The following is a 21,739-nucleotide window of genomic DNA, read 5'->3' on the forward strand; positions in this document are numbered from 1 at the left end:
GTTGAAACCCCACGCGCGCCGGTCGGGCACGCGCGTGGGTCATACGGTGGATCAGAACTTGGCGCCGATCTCGAAGGTCACCGTCCGCGGCACGTACATGATGTCGCCGGTCTTGTTGATGGTGATGTTCGGATCGAAACGGCCATTGGAGCCGAAATCGTTGTACGAGTACGACGCGTAGTTCTTGAAGTTGAAGGCGTTGAGCAGGTTCACGCGCGCCGTCAACTTGAAGTCGTTGTACACGGTGAAGTCCTTGGTCGCCTGGAAATCGACCGTGCGGTAGCCCCAGATCTTGCCGCCGACCAGGAACTTGCCGCTGCCCGGCGGCACCGCCGCCACCTGCTGGCAGGTCGCGCCATCGGGATCGGTCTTGCCATAGCACGCGATGGTGTTGATCGGCTCCGGCGTGGCCAGCACCACCTTGGCACCGAAGGTCAGGCCCCACGGACCGTCGATCGAGCCGGAGGCGACGAAGCGGTGCGCCGACACGGCATCGGACTTCACGAACGGATAGTCGTGGATGGTCGCCTTGTCGAACGCGTACGGCTCGTCGATGTTGCGGTTCTGACGCGCGCTGGTGTGGGTGTACGACAGGGTCAGACCCCAGCCCGATTCCTTGGTGTACGGCTTGTCGGCCGACAGCAGCACCTGGCTGCTGCGCTGCTCCAGGCCATTCATGCCCAGGATCGTGTTCTGGTAGCCCGGCACCGGCTGGCCCCACGGGGCGCTGCCGTTCTGGAAGTAGGAACCATCCGGGTAGCGGTTGATCAGCGACATCGCGAAGCCGTCGTAGCTGAGCACGCGCTGGAAGGTCACGTCGGTCTGCCAGTCGCCGACCTGGTTGGTGATGCCGATGCTGTACTGGTCGCTGTACGGCGTCTTCAGGTGGTTGTTGAACATGAACAGTTCGGCGCTGCCACTGACGCCGGGGATGGTGTTCAACTGGTCCACGCCATTGAGGTAGCGCGGATCCCACGCGGTGCAGACGCGGTCGCCACGGTAGCACTGGCCGGTAGCCGGGTTCTGGAAGTACACCGCGACCGGCGACAGCGCGGCCTTGCTGGTTTCCAGCGCCAGCTGTTCGAACAGGTTGCGATCGTAGGAGCGGCCGGCACCGCCGTGCAGCACCGAGCTCTCGTCGCCGAAGAAGTCGTAGGAGAAGCCCAGGCGCGGTGCCCAGCCATCCTTGAAGTTCTTGCGGTTGCGACCGGTGCTGATGTAGTCGGCGGCGTTGATGCCGCTGGGCAGCAGGCGGTTGGCCCAGGGCTGGCCCGGGTTGGCCGGATCATTGGAGTACAGCGCGTTGACGAAGGCCTGCGAGGTGACGAAGTCGGTGTAGGCCGGGCTGTCCTCGTAGTCCCAACGCACGCCGACGTTGATCATCAGCTTGTCGGTCGCCGCCCAGTCGTCCTGGATGTAGATGCCGTACTGCTTGGACGGCGACTCCACCGTGGCCTTCTGGCCGGGGGTGTTGTACGGCGCGACGTAGTCCACGCGATACGGCGTGGCGGCGACGCCGTTGTTGTTGACCGCATAGCTGAACTGCGGGTTGAGCGCAGCGGCATCCTGCGAGGTCAGCTTGATGTCCTTGTAGCTGACGCCCATCTTGATGGTGTGCTCGCCATGCCACTGGAAGCTGGTGAAGGTCAGGTCGTTCTGCAGGAACCAGCCCTTCTGGCTCTTGCGCTGCACGTTCAGACCGCCGGCGGAGCCGGTTTCCAGGAAGGTGTATTCGCCGACGTTGGGATCGTTGTAGTTGAGGTACTTGTAGACGACGCCATTGCCGATGCTCTTCGGATTCGGGTTGTTCTCCGAATCCTCGGTGCCGACGATCAGCTCGTTGAACCAGTTGTCGGCGCTGTGCTGCCAACGGATGTTGGCGCGCTTGTCCTTGTTGATCTTGTTGGTGCCGTGCTCCGGCGTGCTGGTGCCGCCGACGTTGCCGGTCTGGGTCTCGTCGCGGTACTGGCCGCTCAGTTCGATGCGGTCGCGATCGGTCGGCTCGAAATCGATCTTGCCGAAGTACAGATCCTCGGTGAACGGCATGTTGGCCGCGCCGAACTGGCTGGACAGGTTGGACGGCAGCAGGCCGACGTAAGGCTGCGCGGTGCTGTCCGCCTGCACGCTCTTGGGCACCACGTTCTCCTTGCCTTCGTAGGCGACGAAGAAGTGCATGCGGTCCTGGATGATCGGGCCGCCCAGGGCGAAGCCGTATTCCTTGGTCTGCGAATCGATCTTGCCGTTCGCTTCGTCGGGACGCTTGTCGCGCAGATCCTGGTCGGTGTAACGGTAGAAGGCTTCGCCGTGGAACTCGTTGGTGCCGGACTTGGTGGCCGCGGTGATCGCCGCGCCGCTGATCTGGCCGTACTCCGCCTTGTAGTTGGAGGTGATGACCTTGTACTCGCCGATCGCCAACTGCGGGAACGGGTTGCCCTGGGTGTCGCTCTGGCCGGCGATGCCGCCGCCCTTGACGTAGCTCTTCTGGCCGACGCCGTCGATGTACAGGTTGCCGGCGCTGGCATTGGATGCACCGCCGCGCAGCTTGGTGTTTCCGTTGCCGTCGATCTGGAACACCATGCCCGGCACGGTGTCGGCGAACTCCAGGAAGTTGCGGGTGGCCTGCGGCAGCTGCTGGATCTGGTGCAGCGACACCACGTTGCCCACTTCCGAGGTCTTGACGTCCTTCAGCAGCGGCGCGCTGACGGTGACGGTGTCCAGGGTGGTCGCGTTGCCGCCGGCGGCGGTGGTACCGGCGTCGAGATCGACGGTGGACGAGGACGCGACCTGCAGGGTCACCGTCTTGGTGACGCCGTTGGCCTCGACCTTGTAGGTGCCCGGCGGCAGGCCGACCACGGTGTAGTTGCCGTTGGCGGCGATCGGCGCGCGACGCACCGAGCCGGTGGCGACGTTGGTGACGGTGACTTCGGTGCCGGCCTGGGCGGCGGCGACCTGGCCGCGCAGGGTCGCGCTGCTGGACTGGGCCATCGCCGGCATCGTGGCGAACAGGCAGGTGGCCAGCGCGCAGCACAGCAGGCTGCGTGCGGGCAGGTTGGAGGCGGAACGCGATTTCTTCATGACTAAAGCCCTCCCAGGGCGGTCAACGGGATCATTGTTGTGTTCTTCTAGGTGGTGCAAAAAACGACATCGGTGCTGCATGCGTCGGTGTCAGTCCATGGCGGTCCCTCGCTGGGCACTGGAAGCACGAACGATCAGTTGCGGAGCGATCGCATTGGCCGCTGCCGCCGACGCCCCCGGAGCGGCATGCGGCTCCAGCGCACCGAGCAGCAGTTGCATGGCGCGGGCGCCGAAGCCGGCGATGTCCACGCGCATGGTCGTCAGGGCCGGATGCACGTAGCGTGCCATCGGCACGTCGTCGAAGCCGGCCAGGGCGATGTCCTCGGGCACGCGCAGCCCGGCATGGGTGAAGGCGAACAGGCAGCCCAGCGCCATCATGTCGTTGGCGGCGAACACCACGTCCGGGCGCTGGCCCTGCAGCAGGGCTTCGCCGGCGCGGTACCCGGAGGCCTCGTCGAAGGCGCCGGGCAGCACCAGCGGTGCCACCTGCGGGCAGCGCTCGCGCAGTTCGTCGCGGTAGCCGCGCAGGCGTTCGCGCGCATCGAAGTTGTCGTCCGGCCCGGCGATGAAGGCGATGCGGCGATGGCCCACGTCCAGCAGGTGGCGGGTCATCGCACGCGCGCCGCCGTAGTTGTCGACGTTGAGCACCTGCGCCTCGCCGATGCGCTCGGCGCAGTTCATCAGCACCGCCGGCAGCGTGCCGGGCAGCATGTCGGCCGGGTCCTCGGCATCGCTGGCCATGGACGGCGACATGATCAGCAGTCCGTCGACGCGTCCGGGCATGCGCCGCACCGCCAGCCGCTGCTGTTCCGGCTCGCCGTGGTAGCTGGACACCAGCAGGTGCAGGCCGCGCTCGCGCGCCACCGTGTCGATGCCGCGGATCAGTTCGGAGAAGAACTCGCCGTGCAGGTCCGGCAGCACCACGCCGATGGTGTGGGTGCGGCGGCTGCTCAGGCTGCGCGCGGCGTGGTGCGGCACGTAGTGCAGGGTGCGCGCGGCTTCCAGCACGCGCGCGCGCACCGACTCGGCTACGTGCTGGTGGCCGTTCATGGTGCGCGACACGGTGGCCACCGAGACGTTGGCCAGGCGCGCCACGTCCTTGATGGTGATGTTGGCGCGCTGGTCCGGCGCCATGACGGGGGGCGGGCTCACCAGCGTGCCTCCAGGGTCCGGAAAGGCTTGGACAGGGTCACGCCGCCGGCGTCGTATCGGTCGATCCGGCGGCCGTCCACGCGCACCTGGGTCGGCCGCGTGCGCGTCGGCCAGACCACGCGCACGCCGGTGCCGGCGCGCAGGCCGCTGTCGAGTTCGACGCGCAGCCGCCCGTCGCGCTGGCGCGCGCGCAGGCCGAGCGTGCCGTAGGCGGTGGGCAGGCGCTGCACGGCCAGGCCATCGTCGGCGAGCCAGGCTGGCGGCACGCCGGGCAGCAGCACCAGCGCGTCGTCGCCCTCGTGCATGAGCATGCCGAACAGGGTGCGCGCGTACTCGGCGCCGATCCAGGTATGCGGCATGTCGCCCAGGTAGCGCGGGAAGCGCAGCCGCGATTGCACCACCTCGGCCAGCACCTGCCATTCGAACGGGCGGCGGTCGCGCAGCAGGTCCTGCAGCAGTTCGTCGGCCACCTGCGGCTGGTCAAGATGCACGTAGGTCAGCACGTTGCGCATCTCGTACGGGGTGTAGGCCCACAGCGCATTGGGTTGCTTGCGCTGGCGCACGTCTTCCAGATAGCGCGCGAAGGTGGTGCGCAGCGCCGCCTCCGGCAGCAGGTCCTGCTGGCCGGTGGGATCCAGCGCGATCGAGACGCTGGTCGGATCGCCGTCGCCCAGGTCGGCCGCAGCGGGAATGTAGTCCGCGCCCTTCCACGCCATGGTGGCGCGGATGGAAGCGGCCAGCGAGGTGCGCAGCGCCGCGTACTGTTCGCGCGCCCAGGCGGCGGTGGCGGCATCGCCCAGCGATTCGGCCAGCCAGGCGCCGTCGTGCCAGCCCTTCAGCGCCCAGTAGTCGTCCCAGTAGCTGTGGGTGGGGCTGGAATAGCCTTCGTGGCTGATCGACGGGGCGAGGATGCCGCGGAAGCGTTCCGGCGCCGGCTGCTCGGCCATGTAGCCGGGCACCAGGGTGCGCTCGCGCAGTTCCTGCAGGAACTGCATCGCCAGCTTCACCTTCGGCAGGTAGGCGCGCACGCTTTCCGGGCCGCCGTCCAGCCGCGCGACGTCGGCGACCAGGGTGATGTATTCGCCCTGGCTGTCGTACTCCAGGTCCGAGCCGAAGCCATCGTTGACGCTGCCGTCGTCGTTGAGGATCGGCGAGACCAGCCCGTTCGGGTGCACCGCGTGGTCGCTGTACCACTGCAGGTAGTCGCGCGCGACCTGCGCCTGGCCCATGCGCAGCAGGATCGCCGAGGTGGCCATACCGTCGCGGATGAAGGAGCGGTTGTAGTTGCGCGGCCCCGGCTGCATCGCCGGGCCGGTCTGGTTGATCAGCATGTACGCGGCCTGCGCGCGCAGCATGTCCACCAGGCTGGCGTCGGGCAGGCGCAGGCCGACGTTGCCCAGGCGCTGCTGCCAGTCCGCGGAAACCTGCTCGGCCAGCGCGTCGAAGCTGCGGCCCGCATCGCCGCGGCCGGCGGCGAGCAGGGCGTCGCGGTCCAGCGGCGGCGCCGGCGGCAGGCGGCCCTGGGCGTCGGCGCTTGCGGTGCCCAGCGGAAACGCCAGCACCACGTCCTGTTGCGCACCCGGCACCAGGCGCACCGTGTAGTTCAGCATCGCCGCGGCCAAGCCGTCGGCGTCGCGGGCCTGGCGCTGCGCCGGCAGCGTGCCGGCGGCGACGTGGCGGGTGATCTCGGTGGCGCCGTTCGCGCCGAACGCTTCGGCGCCGCCGCCGCTGGGCGCGCTCAGCGAGGTCAGCAGCGCGCGGCCGTCGACCTGCACGACGTTGCCGTCGACGGCGACGTCGTGGATCGGCGACAGGCCGCCGTTCTGCCACGGCGGATTCATCTGCATCGGCCGCACCAGCAGCGACAGGGTGCCGCTGACCGGGGTGGTGCCGGTGTTGCGCAGGCGATGGCGCAGCAGCGTCACCGGCTGGCCGTCGCGTTCGATCGCGAAGGTCTCGCTGCGCAGTTCCAGCCCCGGCTGCGGCGACCAGCGCACCGACGGCATCGGCTTCCAACCGTCGCGCAAGGCGTGGGTGAGCGCATGGCCGTCGGCGCCGGCGGCGGTGCCGGAGGCGTCGCGCCACAGCGGCTGCACCAGCGGCGCGCCCTTCCACGCCTCCAGGTTGCCGTACTCGTCGAAGATCGATTTCTGCCGGCCGGCGTGGATGCCGACCGCGGTCCAGTAGGTCTGCTGCATGTGCAGCGAGGCCGGGAACAACGCGCGGGTGGCGCCGCGCTGCGCGGCGACCTGGTAGCGCTTCATCGGCGTCATCACCGCCTTCGGCCCCAGCAGGCGCAGGCGCGCCAGGGTCGGCGCGACGCCACCGGGCGCGGCGTCGACGCGCAGGCGCAGCGCGCGCACCGGCAGCGGCGCGGTGCCGGCCAGGTAGGCGCTCTCGCTGTCGCCGGCCTGCGGATCGTCGGCCAGCGTGCGCCAGCGGCCCGCGGCGTCCTGCGCCTGCAGCTGCGCCGCGCCATGCGCACCGGCGAACTCGACGATCAGGCCGGCGCTGTCGAACGCGCGCGGGAAAGCGATATCCAGTTGCCGCGCCTGCGCGCCGGTGCCCGGCATCGCCACCGCGGCACCGCCCTGCCACAGCGCCGCGGCGTCGGCTGCGGACACGCCACGCAATTGCGCGGCGCCGGCACCCAGCGGCTCCATCTCGTAGATCGACACGCCCCAGTCGGCGCTGCGCGCGGGCGCAGCCAGGCGCAGGTAGCGGGCCAGCTGCGGCGCAAAGAACACGGTCTCGGTGCCGCCCAGCGAATCGGCCATCGTGTAGACCGTGTCCCAATGCTGGCCATCGCGCGAGGTCTGCAGCAGGAAGCCTTCCGGATTGGAGGTGTCCCATTGCAGGCGCACGCCGCCGACCTGCGCGGCGCGGCCCAGGTCGATCTGGAACCAGTGGCCGGGACTGAAGGCGCCGGCGGTGCGGGTGCTGGCGTCGCCGTCGATCAGATAGCCGATCGCCTGCGCCTTGACCTGCTTGGAGGAACTGGACGCCTGCCATTGCGCACGCGGCGGCAGGCGGCCGTCCTGCGCCTGCACCGGGGCCGTCATCGCAAGTCCGTACAGGACTGCGGACAACACCCAGGCGCAGCGGCGCGCGCCACCGTGACCGAGCACTCGGATGATCTCTGACGAATATCGCACTGGGTCCCCCGGCCAGCACCGCCTCAATCGAGGTGGGCGGACGTTAGCAGCAACTGCAAGCGGTTACATGATGCGTTGCAACATCCGCAATCCACTGGCACATCTGGCCATCTGCCGACATGCCTGTCCCGACAGCCCAACACCGGGTCATGAAATGTCCCGCCGCGACAAGCCCAGCCCCCTGGCTGCCTGCCGGTCGTCCCCGCACCGCCGCCCCGCCCGGCTTGCCGGAATCGCCCGCGCCCAGCAAGATGCGGGACGTTTTGGGGAACGAGCCCGCATCGTATGTCGTCCTGCCCGACCCGGGTCATCTCCTCGCGCGCGCTGTGCGTCCTGCTGTTGGCGATGCTCGCCCTGGCCGTGGGCGGATGCAAGCGCACGCCCGCCGAACTGCCCGGCGCCAGCGCCGAGCCGGCCGCCGCGGTGCGCACGCTGGCGCACGCGCTGCAGCGCAACGACCTGCTCGGTTACGCCCGCGCCGCGGTGCCGCCGGCCCAGTACCAGCGCCTGCAACAGGCCTGGAGCGAGGACCGCAGCCGCTGGCCGCTGACCGAGCTGCCGCTGGCCGAACGCCTGCCCGAGGTGCTCGACACCCTCGCCGCGCCGGACGCCGAGCGCCAGCTGCAGCGCGCCTTCGACGCGCAGTTCGGCGGCCAGGCGGCGAGCCTGAAGCAGGCGGCGCACTCGCTGGGCCTGTTCGGCGTGCAGTTCCTGCGCAACCAGGGCCACTACACGCCCGAGCAGCGCGGCCATTACGTGCAACTGGTGCAGGCGCTGAGCGCCTGGGCCGCGCGCGCGCCGCTGTCCGAGCGCAAGCGTGCGCAGGCAGCGCTCGCGCGGCTGTGCGCGGGCGCGCGCCGCACCGGCGTGCGCAACGATGCCGACCTGCGCACCCTGGGCATGGACGAGAGCCTGCGCCGGCTGGGCCCGTTCGTGGCCGACCTCAAGGCGGTGCTGGCCGACTACGGCCTGGACCTGGACGCCAGCGCCGGCGCGCTGCGCACCGGCCTGGTCAACCAGCAGGGCGACCAGGCGGTGGTGCGCATCCAGTACCCGCTGGACGGCGAACAGATCGACACCACCGCGGTGCTGGTGCGCCGTGACGGGCACTGGTACCTGCGCGACACCCTCAGCGAGGTGGACGCGCTGCTGGCGGCCAGCGCCGGCACCGCCGCCGCGGCCGCGGCGCCCGCCGCCGACCCCGTCCCGCCGGCTAAGCGATAATGGCCCCGATGCCAGAACAGAATCCCCTCCCGTTCCCCGACGACGCCGCGGCCGCACGCGCGGCCGACACGGCACGTGCGCCCGCCGACGCCTCCCCGGCCGACCCCGGCGCGTCTCTTTCCTCGACCGCCGCTCCCTCCACCCTGCCGGTGGCCGCGACCGCCGCGCGCCAGGCCAAGGGGCCGCTGTGGGCGCGCCTGCTCGGCCGCCTGGCCGATCCCTGGCTGGGCCTGAAGATCGAACCGGCCGAGCCGGGCCAGTACAACGACGGCCGCCCGGTGGTGTACGTGCTGGAGGACTACGGCCTGTCCAACGCGCTGATCCTGGACAAGGCCTGCCGCGAATCCGGCCTGCCCTCGCCGCTGGTGCCGCTGCCCGGCGACCCGCTGGGGCGCAAGCGCGCCTACCTGGCGCTGTCCCGGCGCAGCAGCAACCACGCGCTGCTGCCGGAGCAGCGCGGCGCCAAGACCCACTCCGATTCGCTGGCCAAGCTGCTGCAGGCGCACCGCGAGCGCCCGGACCTGGACATCCACCTGGTGCCGGTGTCGATCTTCGTCGGCCGCGCCCCGGACAAGCAGAGCGGCTGGTTCGCCGTGCTGTTCTCGGAAAACTGGGCGCTGGTGGGCAGCTTCCGGCGCCTGCTCGGCGTGCTGCTCAACGGCCGCAGCACCATCGTGCGCTTCGCCCCGCCGGTGTCGATGCGGCAGACGGTGGAGGAAGGGCTGCCGCCCGAGCGCACCGTGCGCAAGCTGCAGCGCGTGCTGCGCACCCACTTCCGGCGCATCCGCGAGGCGGTGATCGGCCCCGACCTGTCGACCCGGCGCCTGCTGGTGGACCAGGTGCTGGCCGCCGAGCCGGTGCGCGAGGCGATCGCCGCACAGGCCAAGCGCGACAACAGCAAGCCGGTGGACGCCTGGCGCAAGGCGCACGCCTACGCCTGGGAGATCGCCGCCGACTATTCCAGCCCGGTGGTGCGCTCGGCCAGCTTTCTGCTGACCCACGTCTGGAACCGCATCTACGCCGGCGTGCTGGTCCACCACCTGGACAAGCTCAAGGACGCAGCGCCCGGGCACGAAGTGATCTACGTGCCCAGCCACCGCAGCCACATGGACTACCTGCTGCTGTCCTACCTGCTGTACGAACGCGGCATCGTGCCGCCGCACATCGTGGCCGGCATCAACCTCAACCTGCCGGTGGTCGGCACCCTGCTGCGCAAGGGCGGCGCGTTCTTCATCCGCCGCTCGATCAAGGGCAACGCGTTGTACTCGGCGGTGCTCAGCGAGTACGTGGCGCAACTGGTCGCCGGCGGCTACTCGATCGAGTACTTCGTCGAAGGCGGACGCTCGCGCACCGGCCGCCTGCTGCAGCCCAAGGGCGGCATGATCGCGATGACCCTGCGCGCGTTCCTGCGCCAGCCGCGCAAGCCGGTGCTGTTCCAGCCGATCTACGTCGGCTACGAGAAGCTGATGGAGGGCAACAGCTACCTCGACGAACTCAGCGGCCGGCCCAAGGAGAAGGAATCGATCTGGGCGCTGCTGTGGGGCATCCCCAAGGTGCTCAAGCAGAACTACGGCCAGGTGGTGGTGAACTTCGGCGAGCCGATTCCGTTGAGCCAGGTGCTGGCGCAGCGCGCGCCGGAATGGGACGGCCAGCCGCTGGGCGAGGACGAGAAACCGGCCTGGTTGAACGGCACCGTCGATGCGCTGGCGCAGCAGATCCAGGTGCACATCAACGCCGCCGCCGACGTCAACCCGGTCAACCTGCTGGCGCTGGCGCTGTTGTCCACGCCCAAGCACGCCATGGGCGAGGCCGACCTGATCGCGCAGATCGAACTGTGCAAGAAGCTGCTGGCGGAACTGCCGTACTCGGACCGGGTCACGGTGACCCCGCATTCGCCCGAGCGCATCATCGCCCACGCCGAAGAGATCAACGTGCTCACCCGCACGCCGCATCCGCTCGGCGACGTGCTTAGCGTCAACGGCGACAACGCGGTGCTGCTGAGCTACTTCCGCAACAACGTGCTGCACCTGTTCACCGCCTCCTCGTGGGTGGCGTGCTGTTTCCAGAACAACCGCCGCATGAGCCGCGCCGGCCTGCTGCGGCTGGGCCGCACCGTGTACCCGTTCCTGCAGGCGGAGCTGTTCCTGCCGTGGAGCGAGGACCAGTTCGCCGAGCGCATCGAACGCACCATCGAGGTGTTCGTGCGCGAAGGCCTGCTGCTGCAGCTCGCCGAGGACGACGGCAGCGTGCTGGCGCGCAACACCGGCCAGACCGACGAGGTGTTCCGCCTGCGCGCGATCGGCCACTCGCTGCAACAGGCGTTCGAGCGCTATTACATCGCCATCTCGGTCCTGGTGAAGAACGGCCCGGGCAAGCTCGGCGCCGGCGAACTGGAGAGCCTGTGCCAGCAGGCCGCGCAACGCCTGAGCCTGCTGTACGCACCGGCGGCGCCGGAGTTCTTCGACAAGACCCTGTTCCGCGGCTTCATCCAGAAACTGCGCGAACTGAAGCTGGTGTGGCCGGACGAGAACAGCAAGCTGGTGTTCGACGAACGGCTGGATGCGTGGGCAAAGGATGCCAAGTTCATCCTTGGTCGCGAGCTGCGCCACACCATCGAACGGGTCAGCCCGGAAGCGGCCAAGGTCGAGGAGCCGCCGGTTCCGCAGGATTGAAGCGGCAGTCGCCGCACCTGCAGTCGTGATGCGGTGAGATCCTGGCGCGTGGCGACGCGCCAAACACAAGGGCGCGCTGGTATCACTGCGGCGCGACGCGTGGCGACGCGCCGTGCATAAAGGCGCCCCGCTATCACTGCCGCGCGGCACAGTGACTTCCGACACGCGACCCAGGGGCCGGTGCGGCCCGAGCATGCTTGAACTCCCTGCTGCGGGTTCCGGCGATGCGCACAGCTCCTCTTTTCGCTCTGTTGCTGCTTGCCGCCTCCAGCGGGCCGGCGTGGGCCGACCAAGGCGACGACGCTGGCAAGCACGACCATCGGCCGCAGGTGTCCTCGCGCCAGTGCGGCCTGAGCACGCCGTTCAACGTGCTGGCCGACAGCGGCGGCATCTGGCTCACCCGCGACGGCGAGGGACCACGCGAGATCTTCTTCCATGCCGGCGAACTGAGCGTGGATCACCAGGTGCAGCAGATCGGCGCAGCGGATGCGCAGCGATTGCTGGACATGGAGCGCGAGACCCGCGCGCTGATGCCGGAGGTGACGGATCTCTCGCACGAAACGGTCGACCTCAGTTACGACGTGCTCGGCGTCGTCGTCGAAGTGCTGACCGGCAATGCGGGCAATGCGCGCAAGATCGAGCGGCTACGCACGCAGGCCAACGCATACGTCGACGGCACGCTCGGCAGGGGACGCTGGGACCAGACCGCGTTCGACAGCAATTTCGAGCGCTACGTGCAGACCCAGGCCGAGAGTTTCTCAGGCAGCATCGCCCGCCACCTGCTCTGGCAGATCGTCACGGGCCGCGCCGATGCCATCGACAAGCGCGCCAACCGCATGGACGCCGCCCTCGAGGCCCGCCTGGATGCGCGCAGCAAGGGCATCGAAACCAAGGCGCAGGCGCTGTGCGCGCGGGTGGCGCGGCTGGATCAGCTGCAGCAGGCGCTGGAATACCGTTACCACGGCCAGCCGTTGCGCCTGCTCACCACCTCCGAGGACGGTACGCCTGAGCAGAGCACCGCCGCCCTCGTCGGTACCGACGATACGCCGCGGAGCAATGCGGTCACGGTGCCGTCGGTACCAACGCATTGAGCCTGACGCCGCCGCTGGCGCGTGGCGACGCAGCCGCCGCGCTGGCGGCCTGCGGCGACGACAGCACCGCTCAGGCGTCGAACAGATCTCCGGTGCGCGGCCCCGCAGCCGCCGCATCGGGCGGATAGACCAACTGCCCCTGCGCGTCGCTGCGCGCAGCCGGGTTGAGCGTGGCCGGTTCCTGGCGGGCGACGTCGATCAGGTGCACCACCGGGTGGCCGTGGTGCAGCAGGTGGTCGCAGACGATCTGACGGTGGCACTGCCGCCAGTAGGCCTCGGCGCACATGACCGCGCACGCGCCGTCCTCGCCGAAGGCCTGCAACTCGGCCAGCGCCTCGGCGAATTCGTCGCCCAGCGCGTAGTCGGCGTAGTTGTGGAAGCTGACGCTGCGCCAGTGACCGTTGCGCTGCGGATCGACCCCCGGCTGCTTGCCGCGGCGTCCGCCCAGGGCGCGGAAGTGCCGGTAGGCGATCCCCGCGGCGGCCAGCGCCGGCGCCAGCGCGCTGCCGTCGAACTGTGGGAACCGCCGCGAATACGGAAACGCGCGCACGTCGGCGAGCCGGGTGACGCCGGCGCCCCGCAGGATCTGCAGGAAGGTCTCCAGGCTGCGCGTGGAATGGCCGACGCTGAAGAAGGTCGCCGCGCTCACGCCGGTTCGTCGGGGATCAGCAGATGCTCCAGGCGCAGGATGCAGTCCTTCAGTTGCAGCTTGCGCTTCTTCAGCCGCTTGGCTTCCAGCTCGTCGTCCAGATTGGCCGGGATGCGCTGCAACTGTTCGTCGAGCGCGCGGTGCTCCCGACGCAGGGCGTCGATGCGCAGGGAGATCTCGGCGGGCGTCAGGGTGTCCACGAGGTTCGAGCATACACAGGCCACCGGTCCGCCGTCACCGTGCAACGCGCCGCCATGCCGGGTGCAGGCCAGCCGGCACAATGCGCGCGGACGCCGCGGCGGAGACGGTGCCCTCCCACCCTCGTGCCACCCGCGGCAGGATCGCCGCGCCGAAAGGAGTCAGCCATGCGTTCGTTCCGTTCCCTTTCGTTCTCGCCCTCGCCCTGACGGCGGCCCTGCCGCAGCTGGCCGCGGCGGCCGATGCCAAGTTCTCCGGCTTCCTGTGCTGCAACATGCGCAGCGACGGCAGCTGGATCAGCGACAGCAACTACGCCGAAGACGGCAAGCGGGTGATCCCGGCCGGCACGCCGGTGCAGGTGACCGGCTACGGCCGCTACCGGGTCAATGTGCTGATCGACGGCAAGAAGCAGTCGATCGGCGACGACTACAGCCGCGACCTGGGCAACGAGGCCTTCGCCCAGCGCTACGTGGTCGCGCAGGATCCCACGGCGAAGCTGGCGGCCTACCTGCCGAAGATCCGCGAGGCGATCGCCGCCAACCGCGTGACCAAGGGCATGACCCGCGAGCAGGTGCTGATGGCGCTGGGCTATCCGATCACCAGCGAGAACCCGAGCCTGGACGCGCCGCTATGGCGCTACTGGCTCGACAGCTTCAACGAGTTCCAGGTGTCCTTCGACGGCGCCGGCAAGGTCGAGAAGGTCACCGCCGATCCGAAGACCCAGAACCTGGTCTGGCAGCCGTAATCCCGGCGCGACTCCACGCGTCATGGCGCCGCGCTTCCGCCTCGGCGGAGGCGGCGCGAAGCGCATGCCATGGCCGCGACCTGCCGCGACCATGGCGCGACGCAAGGGCAGCGGGCGCTGGGCGCATCCCGCCGGCCACTGCGCTCAGCGGCTCAGCACCTGCGGCGGATCGGTCCGCGTCGGGCCCTGTTGCGAGGCCTGCAGCGCCTGTTCCTGCCCCTGTGCCTGGCGCTGCGCCTGCCCCTGCTGCGCGCCCAGTTGCTGCAGCTGCTGGTAGGTCTCCTGCGCCGGCCGTGCGATCGCCTCGCTGGTCGGCATGTGCGCGCGGTTGGCGTAGGGATCGGGCGAAACGTCGCCGCCGTTGCGGTACACGAACGCCAGTTCGCCGCCCTGGTGCGCGGCGGTGGGCCGGTTGAAGCCCACCGCCAGCTGGTCGCGCTCGCTGAAGCCGTTCTGCTTGGCCAACAGGGTCAGGCTGGCGGTCATGCGCTCGCTGTTGTCGTCCCAGCCCTTGCCGATCGCCTGTTCGGCCTGGGCCACGCCGCTGCGGACCCGCTCGTGCAGGGCGCGGTCGGCGGCACCCGGCGCGGCGGTCGGCTCGCTGGCGCGCGGCGCAGGCGGTTCGGGTGTCGGCGCCGGTGCGGAGCCATCGCGGAATCCCGCCGGCAGCACATCGCGCGGCACCTGCGCGGCGTCGATGCCGACCGCCTTCAGGTCGGCATGCACCGCCGGCGGCGTGCGCTCGGGGTGCTGCGCCTGCGCCCGGTCCTCGGCATCGGCGATCTGCGCCAGCGCGCGCTCGCCATAGTTCTGCGGATAGCCGCGCGCGTCGTAGAACAGCTTGCCCATCGCCTCCACGTTGCGCGGATTGTCGGCATCGATCTTCAGGTCCTTGCCGAAGCTCAACCCATCCTTGGCGGTGTAGGTGGCCTTGCTGCCTACGCCCTGCTTGTCGATGTAGCTCGCCATCTCGCTGCTGGCGTTGTACAGGTCCTTGAGCGTGGCCTTGGGATTGGTGCGGGTGACGTAGTCGGCCAGCGTGTTGACCCCGGCGATCTCGTCCTTGGCCTCGCGGGTGCGCTGTTCCTGCCCGTAGGCCTTGAGCGTGGCGGTGTAGTCGTGCGGCGAGGGCGAGGCGGCGATGCCGTCGACCTTGGCGGCGAACGCGGCATCGCTGCGGTCGATGGCGGCCTTGTTGATGGCATGGCCGATCTCGTGGCCCAGCACGATGCGGGCGGTGTTGGCCGAATCGTCGCGCGGTGCGTTCATCTTCGCCGTGGCCAGCACGTCCATCGGCAACTCGATCTGTCCGGTGCGCGGGCTGTACGACCCGGTACCCGCCTCGGGGCTGGGCGCGAAGCCGGACAGCTGCTGTTGCCCGATCGCCTGCTCCACGCGCGTGCGCAGTTCCGGCGTGTTGTCCAGCATCTGCCGCAGCGCCTGGCCTTCCTTCGGATGCGCCTGCGCGAAGGTGTCGACCATGCCCTTCAGGCGTTCGTCGTCGTGTGCCATCTCCGCTCTCCTTACGCGTCGACCAGGATCTGCAGCATCTCCACGCACGCCTGCGCGTCGTGTTCGCCAGCGTCCTTGCCGACGAAGGCGTACACGGCGACCGCGCCGCGTTCGAAATGCCAGCGGCCGGCGCTGCCCTGGCGCGGCGGCGCAATCCAGCGCGGCACGAAGCCGGCCGCGACCAGTGCCTGGCGATACGCGTCCAACGATTGCGTGCACCGCGCCGGCGCCGCGCCCGGCGCGGGGGTGAAGCGCAGGTCCAGCCGCGACGGCGGGGCATCGTCGGCATCGGCGACCGATTCCAGCGTGTAGCCGCCACCGCCGGCGAGCGTGCCGGACGCGCTGAACGCATGCCCGCCCTCATCCTCGACCTGCAGCCCGGTCTGCGCCGCGACCTGCGCGGCGACCAGATCCTGCCTGCCGCCGATCGCCAGGATCAACCGTACTACGCCTTGTGCCAGGTGCTCTGGCGTCATCTCCGACATGGTCCGCTCCGTGTGTGCAGGGGTGATCGAGGGGGAAGAGGAATGCGCACCGGCACAGGCGGCCAGCAGCGCGGTGGCCAGCAGCAGGGCCGCGCGCGGCGCCAGGCGCCTGCCGGCGACGTGCCGCGACCCGCGGCGATTGCGATACAGCATCCGCTCCATGAAACGCCTCTCCGTCAAACGTCTTCCACGCATCGTGGCGCGGTCAGACATGAGCACGCGATTGTAGCCAGGGCATCGGCGTCTCGCAGCCTGCCGCTGCCCACGCCGCGCTGGAACGTCACTCCCAGTCGGCGCGACGCTGCCAGACGAAGCCGGGCAGATCGATACGCTTGCGCGGCGTGCCGTCCCAGTCCACGGTGAAGCCCGCCGCACGCAACGCCGCGGCGACCTGCTGGCCGACCACCAGGTCTGCCTCTTCGCGCCCCTCCAGATCGCCGAATGCCAGCATCAGCCCGCCGCCGTCGATCGCGCGCTCCATGTCCTGGCCGTGATAGAAGCAGTAGCCGTGGTAGCGCCGGTCCGGCGTGTCGGCCACCGCCTGGTTCACTTCGACGTGACCGTCGGACATGGTGTAGCCGGCATTGGCCAGCGCGCAGATGCCGGCGTCGTGCAGCCGCTCGAACAGCGCCTCGAGCCGGTCGCAATCGGTCTGCGCCGGCCAGGTCTGTTCCGCCTGCTGCTTGGCCTGCCACTGGCTGGCGACCGAGGCGCGCAACATGGCCTCGTCGCAGTCGTCTTCGAGGATGTCCTCGAGCATCTCCTGGATCTCGTCCTGGGAGTAGAACCCGGACCAGACCCATTTGCGGATCTCGTCGTACACGTAGGCGTCGGATTCGTTCATGGTCGCTCCTGCGGTCTTCGGCGCATGCCGCGCGCACTGTAGCAGGGCCATCCCGCGGCGTTGCTGACGATCGGATCAATACGCGTGGCCGCACCGGCCAGGCCGGCGCGACCGCACGCTTTCGTGCAGCGAACGAAGGCCGATCGACCTACTTGACCTCCACCGCGCCGAGATCGCACACGGCGGTATTGCGGGGATTGCCGCGCTGGTCGATGGCGGCGCAGTTGCTGCCGGCATTCAACGCCGGGCTGTTGGCCGCGGGCAACTGGGTGAGCGTCGGTCCGCCGTTGCTGGCCGGGGCCGACAGCAGCGGATCGGCCGCTTTCACGGTGCCCGCGGCCAGGCAGGCATTCGGCCACACCGCGCCCTTTGCCGAGTATTCGATCAGGTTGTTGCCGGTGTTGCTCTGGTTATTGCAGAACACGCGCTCGGTCTTGGAATACAGGATGCTGTTGCGGAGGTCGAACCTGTCGCCGAACAGGGTCACCCACGGCGTGTTCTCGGCGAAGGTGACGTTGTTGAAGCGCACGCTGGGGCTGCCTTGGTCGCCGTTGGCCGGCTGCCAGCCGACATGCTGGATGGCCGCGCCCACGCCTTTCGCATAGTTGCCGTAGAAGGTGCTGTTGCTGACGTCGCAGGCGCCGTAGCAATCCAGGTACAGCGCGCCGGCGTTGCCCTGTTCGGCCTTGTTGGACAGGAAGCTGGTCTCGGCGACGTTGATGGTGCCCGGCGTGGTGATGGCGGTGCCGGCATGCGAGGTGTCGGTGAAGCCCATGCTGATGCGCGCGCCGCCGCCGGGGCCGCCGGTGGCGACGTTGTTGGCGAAGGTGGAGTACTTCACGTCGATGGTGTCCGGCGCGTACGCCCACAACGTGGCACCGCCGGAGCCGTTGGCGGCGACGTTGTTGCGGACCACGGTGCCGCATACCGCCAGCGTGCCGCCGCTGCCGACGCCACCCTTGAGATAGCCGGCCAGCGATGCGCCGTCGGTGTCGATCGCCCCGCCACCGCCGAAGTTGCCGGCATCGGGGAAGCCCTGCGGCGCATTGATCGCCTGGTTGTTGGCGAATTCCGAGCCGACGATGGTCAGCCGACTGAGCTGGGTGTACAGCGCGCCGCCGAGCCAGGAGCTGTTCTTGTAGAAGCCGCTGCGGACGATGGTCACCTCGGCGTCGCTGCCGGCGAAGATGGCGCCGCCGCCGATGCTGCTGCGGTTGGCCAGGAACTGGCTGTTGATGACTTCCAGCTTGCCGCGGTAGCCGACCTTGATTGCGCCGCCGCCCCAGGTGCCCGGGTCGTAGGCCTGGTTCGATGCCGGCTGCACGGAGCTGCCGTTCTGCAGTTTCAGGTTGCGCACCGATAGCGCGCTGCCGGCATTGACCAGCAGGATCCGGGCGGACTGGCGGCCGTCCAGGGTGATCTTGCCCTGGCCGTCGATCACCGTGGGCGTCGTCGCCGCGATGGTGATCGAACGCGTGACGGCGATGCTGGTCGGCTTGGTGCCGCAGTTGAAGGTGATGTAGCCGCCCTGCGCCGCGGCGGTGGCCAGCGCGCTGGCGGTGCAACTGGCCTGCGTGCCGGTGCCGACCACGGTGGTCGCGGTCGGCAGCGCCCAGGCCTGCGGCACGCTGCATTGCGGCGCCGCGGGGACGGCGGCGATCGCCGTGGCGGCGGTCATGAGAGCGAGGACACCCAGCGCGCGTGCGCTGGTGGTGAGGTATAGCGTCGTGGTCATGATCATGCTCGATAGGGTTGCGGGGGAACAACACGACGCGCGACAGTCATCCAACTGTCATCCACGTCGCTGACACCTCGAGTGCAACCGGCGGCCTGAACCGACCGGCGGCATAGGGTGCTCAAGCGCGTGTCGATCGGCCAGAACGCAGGTAGCACATCGCGCGATTGCACGGTCCGCCGATGCGACAGTGTGCCGATACGCGGCGCGCGGCACGCTTTGGGTGCGTCGCAGGGCACGTTCCCGCATCGCATCCGGCCGCTGCGGATGCGCACGAGTCGCCTGGCCCGCGCTACAGCGCGTCCAGACCTTCGCGCAACTGCTGCGCCTGTGCGCGCAAGGCCTGCAGTTGCGTGGCCGGCAGCTTGCCCAACTGGCGGTAGACCATGTCCAGGCGACGATTGCGCCCCAGCGTGTCCTGGTGCCGTGCGAAGAAGTCCCAGTACAGCGCGTTGTAGGGACACGCACGCGCGCCGGTCTTCTGCTTGCGGTCGTAACGGCAGCCCTGGCAGTAGTCGCTCATGCGGTCGATGTAGGCCGCGCTGCTGACGTAGGGCTTGGTCGCGAGCAGGCCGCCGTCGGCGAACTGGCTCATGCCGACGGTGTTGGGCAGTTCGACCCATTCGAACGCGTCGATGTAGACGCCCAGGTACCAGCGATGCACCGCCGCCGGATCCAGTCCGGCCAGCAGGGCGAAGTTGCCGATCACCATCAGCCGCTGGATATGGTGCGCGTACGCATCCTGCAGCGATTGGCCGATGGCGTGCTGCAGGCAGCGCATGTGCGTCTCGCCGGTCCAGAACCAGGCCGGCAGCGGCGTGTCGTGGCCGAGCGCGTTGCGCGCTTCATAGTCCGGCATGTGCGCCCAGTAGATGCCGCGCACGTACTCGCGCCAGCCGAGGATCTGCCGCACGAAACCTTCCACCGCCGCCAGCGGCGCGGCGCCGGCACCATAGGCCGCCAGCGCGCGCTGCACCACGTCCTGCGGCCGCAGCATCTTGGTGTTGAGGGCGAAGGAAAGCTGCGAATGGAACAGGCGCGGACTGCGCGTGCTCATCGCATCCTCGTAGCGGCCGAAATGCGGCAGGGCGTCGACGATGAACCGATCGAGGCAGGCCAGCGCCTCGGCCCGGTTCAATGGCCAGCGCACCGCCTCCGCCTGCGGCTGACCGAAACTGTCCACGCCGGCGGCCTGGATGCTGGCCCACAGCGCGCGGTGATCGTGGGTCGGGCGCGCATCGGGCGGTGGCGGCGGCTCGCCATGCCAGGGCTGGCGATTGTCGTGGTCGTAGTTCCACTGCCCGCCCTCAGGCGTGCCGTCATCCGCCAGCAGAATCCGGTGGCGCTTGCGCATGTGCCGGTAGAAGTGCTCCATCAGCCACTGCCCACGCCCGCGGAAAAAGTCCGCCAGCTCGCCGCGGCGCGTGTAGAAGTGCGTGCTGTCCACCGCCTCGACGACGAAGGCCTGCGCCGCGCTCCACTGGCGCAGCTGCTGGTCCAGACGCCATTCGTCCGGATCCTGGTACTGCAGGCGCTGCGCACCGTAGTGCGCCATCAGCGCCTCGAGATTGGCGGGGATGGACTGGCGATTGCTGGCATCGTCGATCGCCACATAGCGCACGCGGTGGCCGGCGCTGCGCAGGTGCCGGGCGAAGTCGCGCATCGCGGCGAACACCGCCAGGATCTTCTGCGCATGGTGCAGGACGTAGTCGGTCTCCTGCCGCACTTCCATCAACACATACACCACGCCGGGATCGCGCACGTCGAACCAGGCGTGTTCGGGATCGAGCTGGTCGCCCAGGACCAGGCGCAGGGTGTGGGCGGTGGATGGCAGCGGACTCATGCAGCGCGGCACGCCTGCTGGCATGCGGTGGGCCAGCGCACGGCCCGGCAGCTCACGGCGCCTCCGGCGCGCGCACGCGCTTGCGCTCGCCACGACAGCGGTCGGAACAATACTTCACCTCGTCCCAGACCTTCTCCCATTTCTTGCGCCAGCGGAACGGCCGGCCGCAATGCAGGCAGGGCTTTTCCGGCAGATCCTGTTTCTTGTGCATGCGCGATCCTGCGGCGATGTGGGACGGACCGGCGCGGCCGGGGCCCGCAACCGGCGTGTGCATAGTGTGCCCCGCCAGCTCCCCGACGGGACACTCCCGCCGCGGCCCAGGCGCAGTCGTGACCGCGTGCTGCCGATGACACCGGACTGCGCTACTGTCCGCCCAGGCTACGCGCCGCGCGGCCCCGCCAGAGTGGATCGTTTATGCACCAGGGATACGCGCTGTTTGTCGCATTGCTGGCCGCGAGCGCGGCGCCTGTCTCCGCTTCGGAGCCTGCGCGGTTGGACGATGCGCTTGCGGCCTACGATGCGAAGGACTACGGCACTTGTGCCGATACCTTGGCGCGCATCGACGCAGCGCCGGCCGGCCTACCGAGCGGAGCGGATCTGTTCTACGTCGAATGCCTGGCCGCTGCCGGGAGAACAGATGCGGCCGTGGCGGTACTCGACGCGCGGTTGGCGCAAGGCCGCATCGATGTGCCGGAACTGATGCACAAGGATCGACCCGGCCTGAACCGGCTGCGCGCCTCGCAGGCGTGGCCAGCGCTACTCGCCCGTGCCGAGACGCTCGATGCCGCACGCCAGGCGCGCCTCGACCAGCCACTGCGGCAGGCATTACTGGCGCGTGTGGAGAAGGATCAGGTCGTCCGACAGAAGGCCATCGACGAGGGAAACACCCCCGCATCATGGCAACAGACGGTGGCGGTGGATCAGGACAACACCGCCTGGCTGAAGGCAATGGTGGCGAAGAAGGGATGGCCTACGCGCACATCGGTGGGCGAAGACGGGGCCAAGGCCGCGTTCCTGATCGCCCAGCACGCAACCCTGGACCCCGCCTTCCAGGAGCAGGTCCTCGCGTTGATGCAGTCCGCCCTGGCGCAGAAGGAGGCGGATCCTTCCGACGTGGCGATGCTGCAGGATCGCGTGCTGCTGCACCAGGGCAAGCCGCAGCTTTACGGTACGCAGTTCAAAACCGAGCCGGACGGCACGATGGTCCTGGACAGGACCCAGGACATCGACGACCTGGATGCGCGCCGCGCGACGATGGGCCTGCCGCCGATCGCCGAGTACAAGGCCTCCCTGTCCGAGGTCTACCATGCGCCGATACGATGAACGGACCGGACGCACATGGCATCCGCCTGCGCGCCC

16 protein-coding genes are annotated in these 21,739 nt (G+C 69.4%); 5 read left to right on the forward strand and 11 right to left on the reverse strand.

Going from position 1 to position 21,739, the window contains the following annotated elements:
• Positions 1–51: 51 nt before the first annotated feature.
• The 3 genes from SLW55_RS06495 to SLW55_RS06505 all read right to left on the reverse strand — a co-directional run bounded on the left by SLW55_RS06495 (position 52) and on the right by SLW55_RS06505 (position 7,289).
• A complete protein-coding gene (locus SLW55_RS06495; protein WP_267117507.1) occupies positions 52–3,075 on the reverse strand; it encodes a TonB-dependent receptor in 3,024 nt (1,007 codons plus the stop codon).
• Positions 3,076–3,165: 90 nt separating this feature from the next.
• A complete protein-coding gene (locus SLW55_RS06500; RefSeq protein WP_295921415.1) occupies positions 3,166–4,209 on the reverse strand; it encodes a LacI family DNA-binding transcriptional regulator in 1,044 nt (347 codons plus the stop codon).
• Positions 4,210–4,223: 14 nt separating this feature from the next.
• Entirely contained in the window at positions 4,224–7,289 is a 3,066-nt protein-coding gene (locus SLW55_RS06505) for a discoidin domain-containing protein (protein ID WP_320744846.1), read from the reverse strand.
• A gap of 378 nt (positions 7,290–7,667) precedes the next feature.
• On the opposite strand from SLW55_RS06505, the gene SLW55_RS06510 reads away from it, so the two are divergent.
• The 3 genes from SLW55_RS06510 (at position 7,668) to SLW55_RS06520 (ending at position 12,369) form a co-directional block, all read left to right on the forward strand.
• Positions 7,668–8,606, forward strand: coding sequence for a hypothetical protein (locus tag SLW55_RS06510; RefSeq protein WP_267098895.1), 939 nt, complete (start codon positions 7,668–7,670; stop codon positions 8,604–8,606).
• Positions 8,606–11,278, forward strand: coding sequence for a glycerol-3-phosphate 1-O-acyltransferase PlsB (gene plsB, locus SLW55_RS06515; RefSeq protein WP_267084835.1), 2,673 nt, complete (start codon positions 8,606–8,608; stop codon positions 11,276–11,278). Before SLW55_RS06510 ends, plsB begins: the two co-directional genes overlap by 1 nt.
• Positions 11,279–11,529: 251 nt before the next feature.
• Positions 11,530–12,369: a DUF2884 family protein gene (locus tag SLW55_RS06520; protein WP_152237619.1), complete on the forward strand. Its 840-nt coding sequence runs from the start codon at positions 11,530–11,532 to the stop codon at positions 12,367–12,369.
• Positions 12,370–12,439: 70 nt separating this feature from the next.
• Here the strand turns inward: SLW55_RS06520 and SLW55_RS06525 are convergent, their stop codons facing one another.
• Complete coding sequence (locus tag SLW55_RS06525) at positions 12,440–13,018, reverse strand: DUF488 domain-containing protein (protein ID WP_320744847.1); 579 nt, start codon at positions 13,016–13,018, stop codon at positions 12,440–12,442.
• Positions 13,015–13,218: a DUF465 domain-containing protein gene (locus SLW55_RS06530; protein WP_017908896.1), complete on the reverse strand. Its 204-nt coding sequence runs from the start codon at positions 13,216–13,218 to the stop codon at positions 13,015–13,017. Before SLW55_RS06530 ends, SLW55_RS06525 begins: the two co-directional genes overlap by 4 nt.
• A gap of 140 nt (positions 13,219–13,358) precedes the next feature.
• Between SLW55_RS06530 and bamE the strand changes: the two genes are divergently transcribed.
• Positions 13,359–13,961 (forward strand): outer membrane protein assembly factor BamE, encoded by a 603-nt coding sequence (gene bamE, locus SLW55_RS06535; RefSeq protein ID WP_320744886.1) that lies wholly within the window; start codon positions 13,359–13,361, stop codon positions 13,959–13,961.
• Positions 13,962–14,105: 144 nt separating this feature from the next.
• Here bamE and SLW55_RS06540 read toward each other — a convergent pair whose 3' ends face one another.
• The 6 genes from SLW55_RS06540 to SLW55_RS06565 form a co-directional block, all read right to left on the reverse strand.
• A complete protein-coding gene (locus SLW55_RS06540) occupies positions 14,106–15,473 on the reverse strand; it encodes an XVIPCD domain-containing protein (protein ID WP_320744848.1) in 1,368 nt (455 codons plus the stop codon).
• A gap of 11 nt (positions 15,474–15,484) precedes the next feature.
• A complete protein-coding gene (locus SLW55_RS06545) occupies positions 15,485–16,120 on the reverse strand; it encodes a hypothetical protein (RefSeq protein ID WP_320744849.1) in 636 nt (211 codons plus the stop codon).
• Between the two features lie 118 nt (positions 16,121–16,238).
• Positions 16,239–16,802 carry a hypothetical protein gene (locus SLW55_RS06550; RefSeq protein WP_320744850.1) on the reverse strand — a complete coding sequence of 188 codons (564 nt, stop codon included), beginning with the start codon at positions 16,800–16,802 and terminating at the stop codon, positions 16,239–16,241.
• Positions 16,803–16,950: 148 nt separating this feature from the next.
• Positions 16,951–18,537, reverse strand: a complete 1,587-nt coding sequence (locus SLW55_RS06555) for a choice-of-anchor Q domain-containing protein (RefSeq protein ID WP_320744851.1) — start codon at positions 18,535–18,537, stop codon at positions 16,951–16,953.
• A gap of 292 nt (positions 18,538–18,829) precedes the next feature.
• Complete coding sequence (locus tag SLW55_RS06560; RefSeq protein ID WP_320744852.1) at positions 18,830–20,380, reverse strand: cryptochrome/photolyase family protein; 1,551 nt, start codon at positions 20,378–20,380, stop codon at positions 18,830–18,832.
• Between the two features lie 52 nt (positions 20,381–20,432).
• Positions 20,433–20,591, reverse strand: a complete 159-nt coding sequence (locus SLW55_RS06565; protein WP_150409989.1) for a DUF2256 domain-containing protein — start codon at positions 20,589–20,591, stop codon at positions 20,433–20,435.
• Between the two features lie 203 nt (positions 20,592–20,794).
• On the opposite strand from SLW55_RS06565, the gene SLW55_RS06570 reads away from it, so the two are divergent.
• The gene (locus SLW55_RS06570) at positions 20,795–21,703 is read left to right on the forward strand and encodes a DUF6624 domain-containing protein (protein WP_320744853.1); all 909 of its coding nucleotides are present in this window, start codon (positions 20,795–20,797) and stop codon (positions 21,701–21,703) included.
• Positions 21,704–21,739 lie beyond the last annotated feature (36 nt).

This window comes from Xanthomonas sp. LF06-19 (assembly GCF_034105425.1).
In the GTDB taxonomy this organism is placed as follows: Bacteria; Pseudomonadota; Gammaproteobacteria; order Xanthomonadales; family Xanthomonadaceae; genus Xanthomonas_A; species Xanthomonas_A sontii.

Excerpts from the sequence above, each read along its gene's own strand:
- SLW55_RS06495 (WP_267117507.1), bottom strand. The coding sequence starts at position 3,075 with ATGAAGAAATCGCGTTCCGCCTCCAACCTGCCCGCACGCAGCCTGCTG.
- SLW55_RS06500 (WP_295921415.1), bottom strand. The coding sequence starts at position 4,209 with ATGGCGCCGGACCAGCGCGCCAACATCACCATCAAGGACGTGGCGCGC.
- SLW55_RS06505 (WP_320744846.1), bottom strand. The coding sequence starts at position 7,289 with ATGACGGCCCCGGTGCAGGCGCAGGACGGCCGCCTGCCGCCGCGTGCG.
- SLW55_RS06510 (WP_267098895.1), top strand. The coding sequence starts at position 7,668 with ATGTCGTCCTGCCCGACCCGGGTCATCTCCTCGCGCGCGCTGTGCGTC.
- plsB (WP_267084835.1), top strand. The coding sequence starts at position 8,606 with ATGGCCCCGATGCCAGAACAGAATCCCCTCCCGTTCCCCGACGACGCC.
- SLW55_RS06540 (WP_320744848.1), bottom strand. The coding sequence starts at position 15,473 with ATGGCACACGACGACGAACGCCTGAAGGGCATGGTCGACACCTTCGCG.
- SLW55_RS06545 (WP_320744849.1), bottom strand. The coding sequence starts at position 16,120 with ATGGAGCGGATGCTGTATCGCAATCGCCGCGGGTCGCGGCACGTCGCC.
- SLW55_RS06550 (WP_320744850.1), bottom strand. The coding sequence starts at position 16,802 with ATGAACGAATCCGACGCCTACGTGTACGACGAGATCCGCAAATGGGTC.
- SLW55_RS06555 (WP_320744851.1), bottom strand. The coding sequence starts at position 18,537 with ATGACCACGACGCTATACCTCACCACCAGCGCACGCGCGCTGGGTGTC.
- SLW55_RS06560 (WP_320744852.1), bottom strand. The coding sequence starts at position 20,380 with ATGAGTCCGCTGCCATCCACCGCCCACACCCTGCGCCTGGTCCTGGGC.
- SLW55_RS06565 (WP_150409989.1), bottom strand. The coding sequence starts at position 20,591 with ATGCACAAGAAACAGGATCTGCCGGAAAAGCCCTGCCTGCATTGCGGC.
- SLW55_RS06570 (WP_320744853.1), top strand. The coding sequence starts at position 20,795 with ATGCACCAGGGATACGCGCTGTTTGTCGCATTGCTGGCCGCGAGCGCG.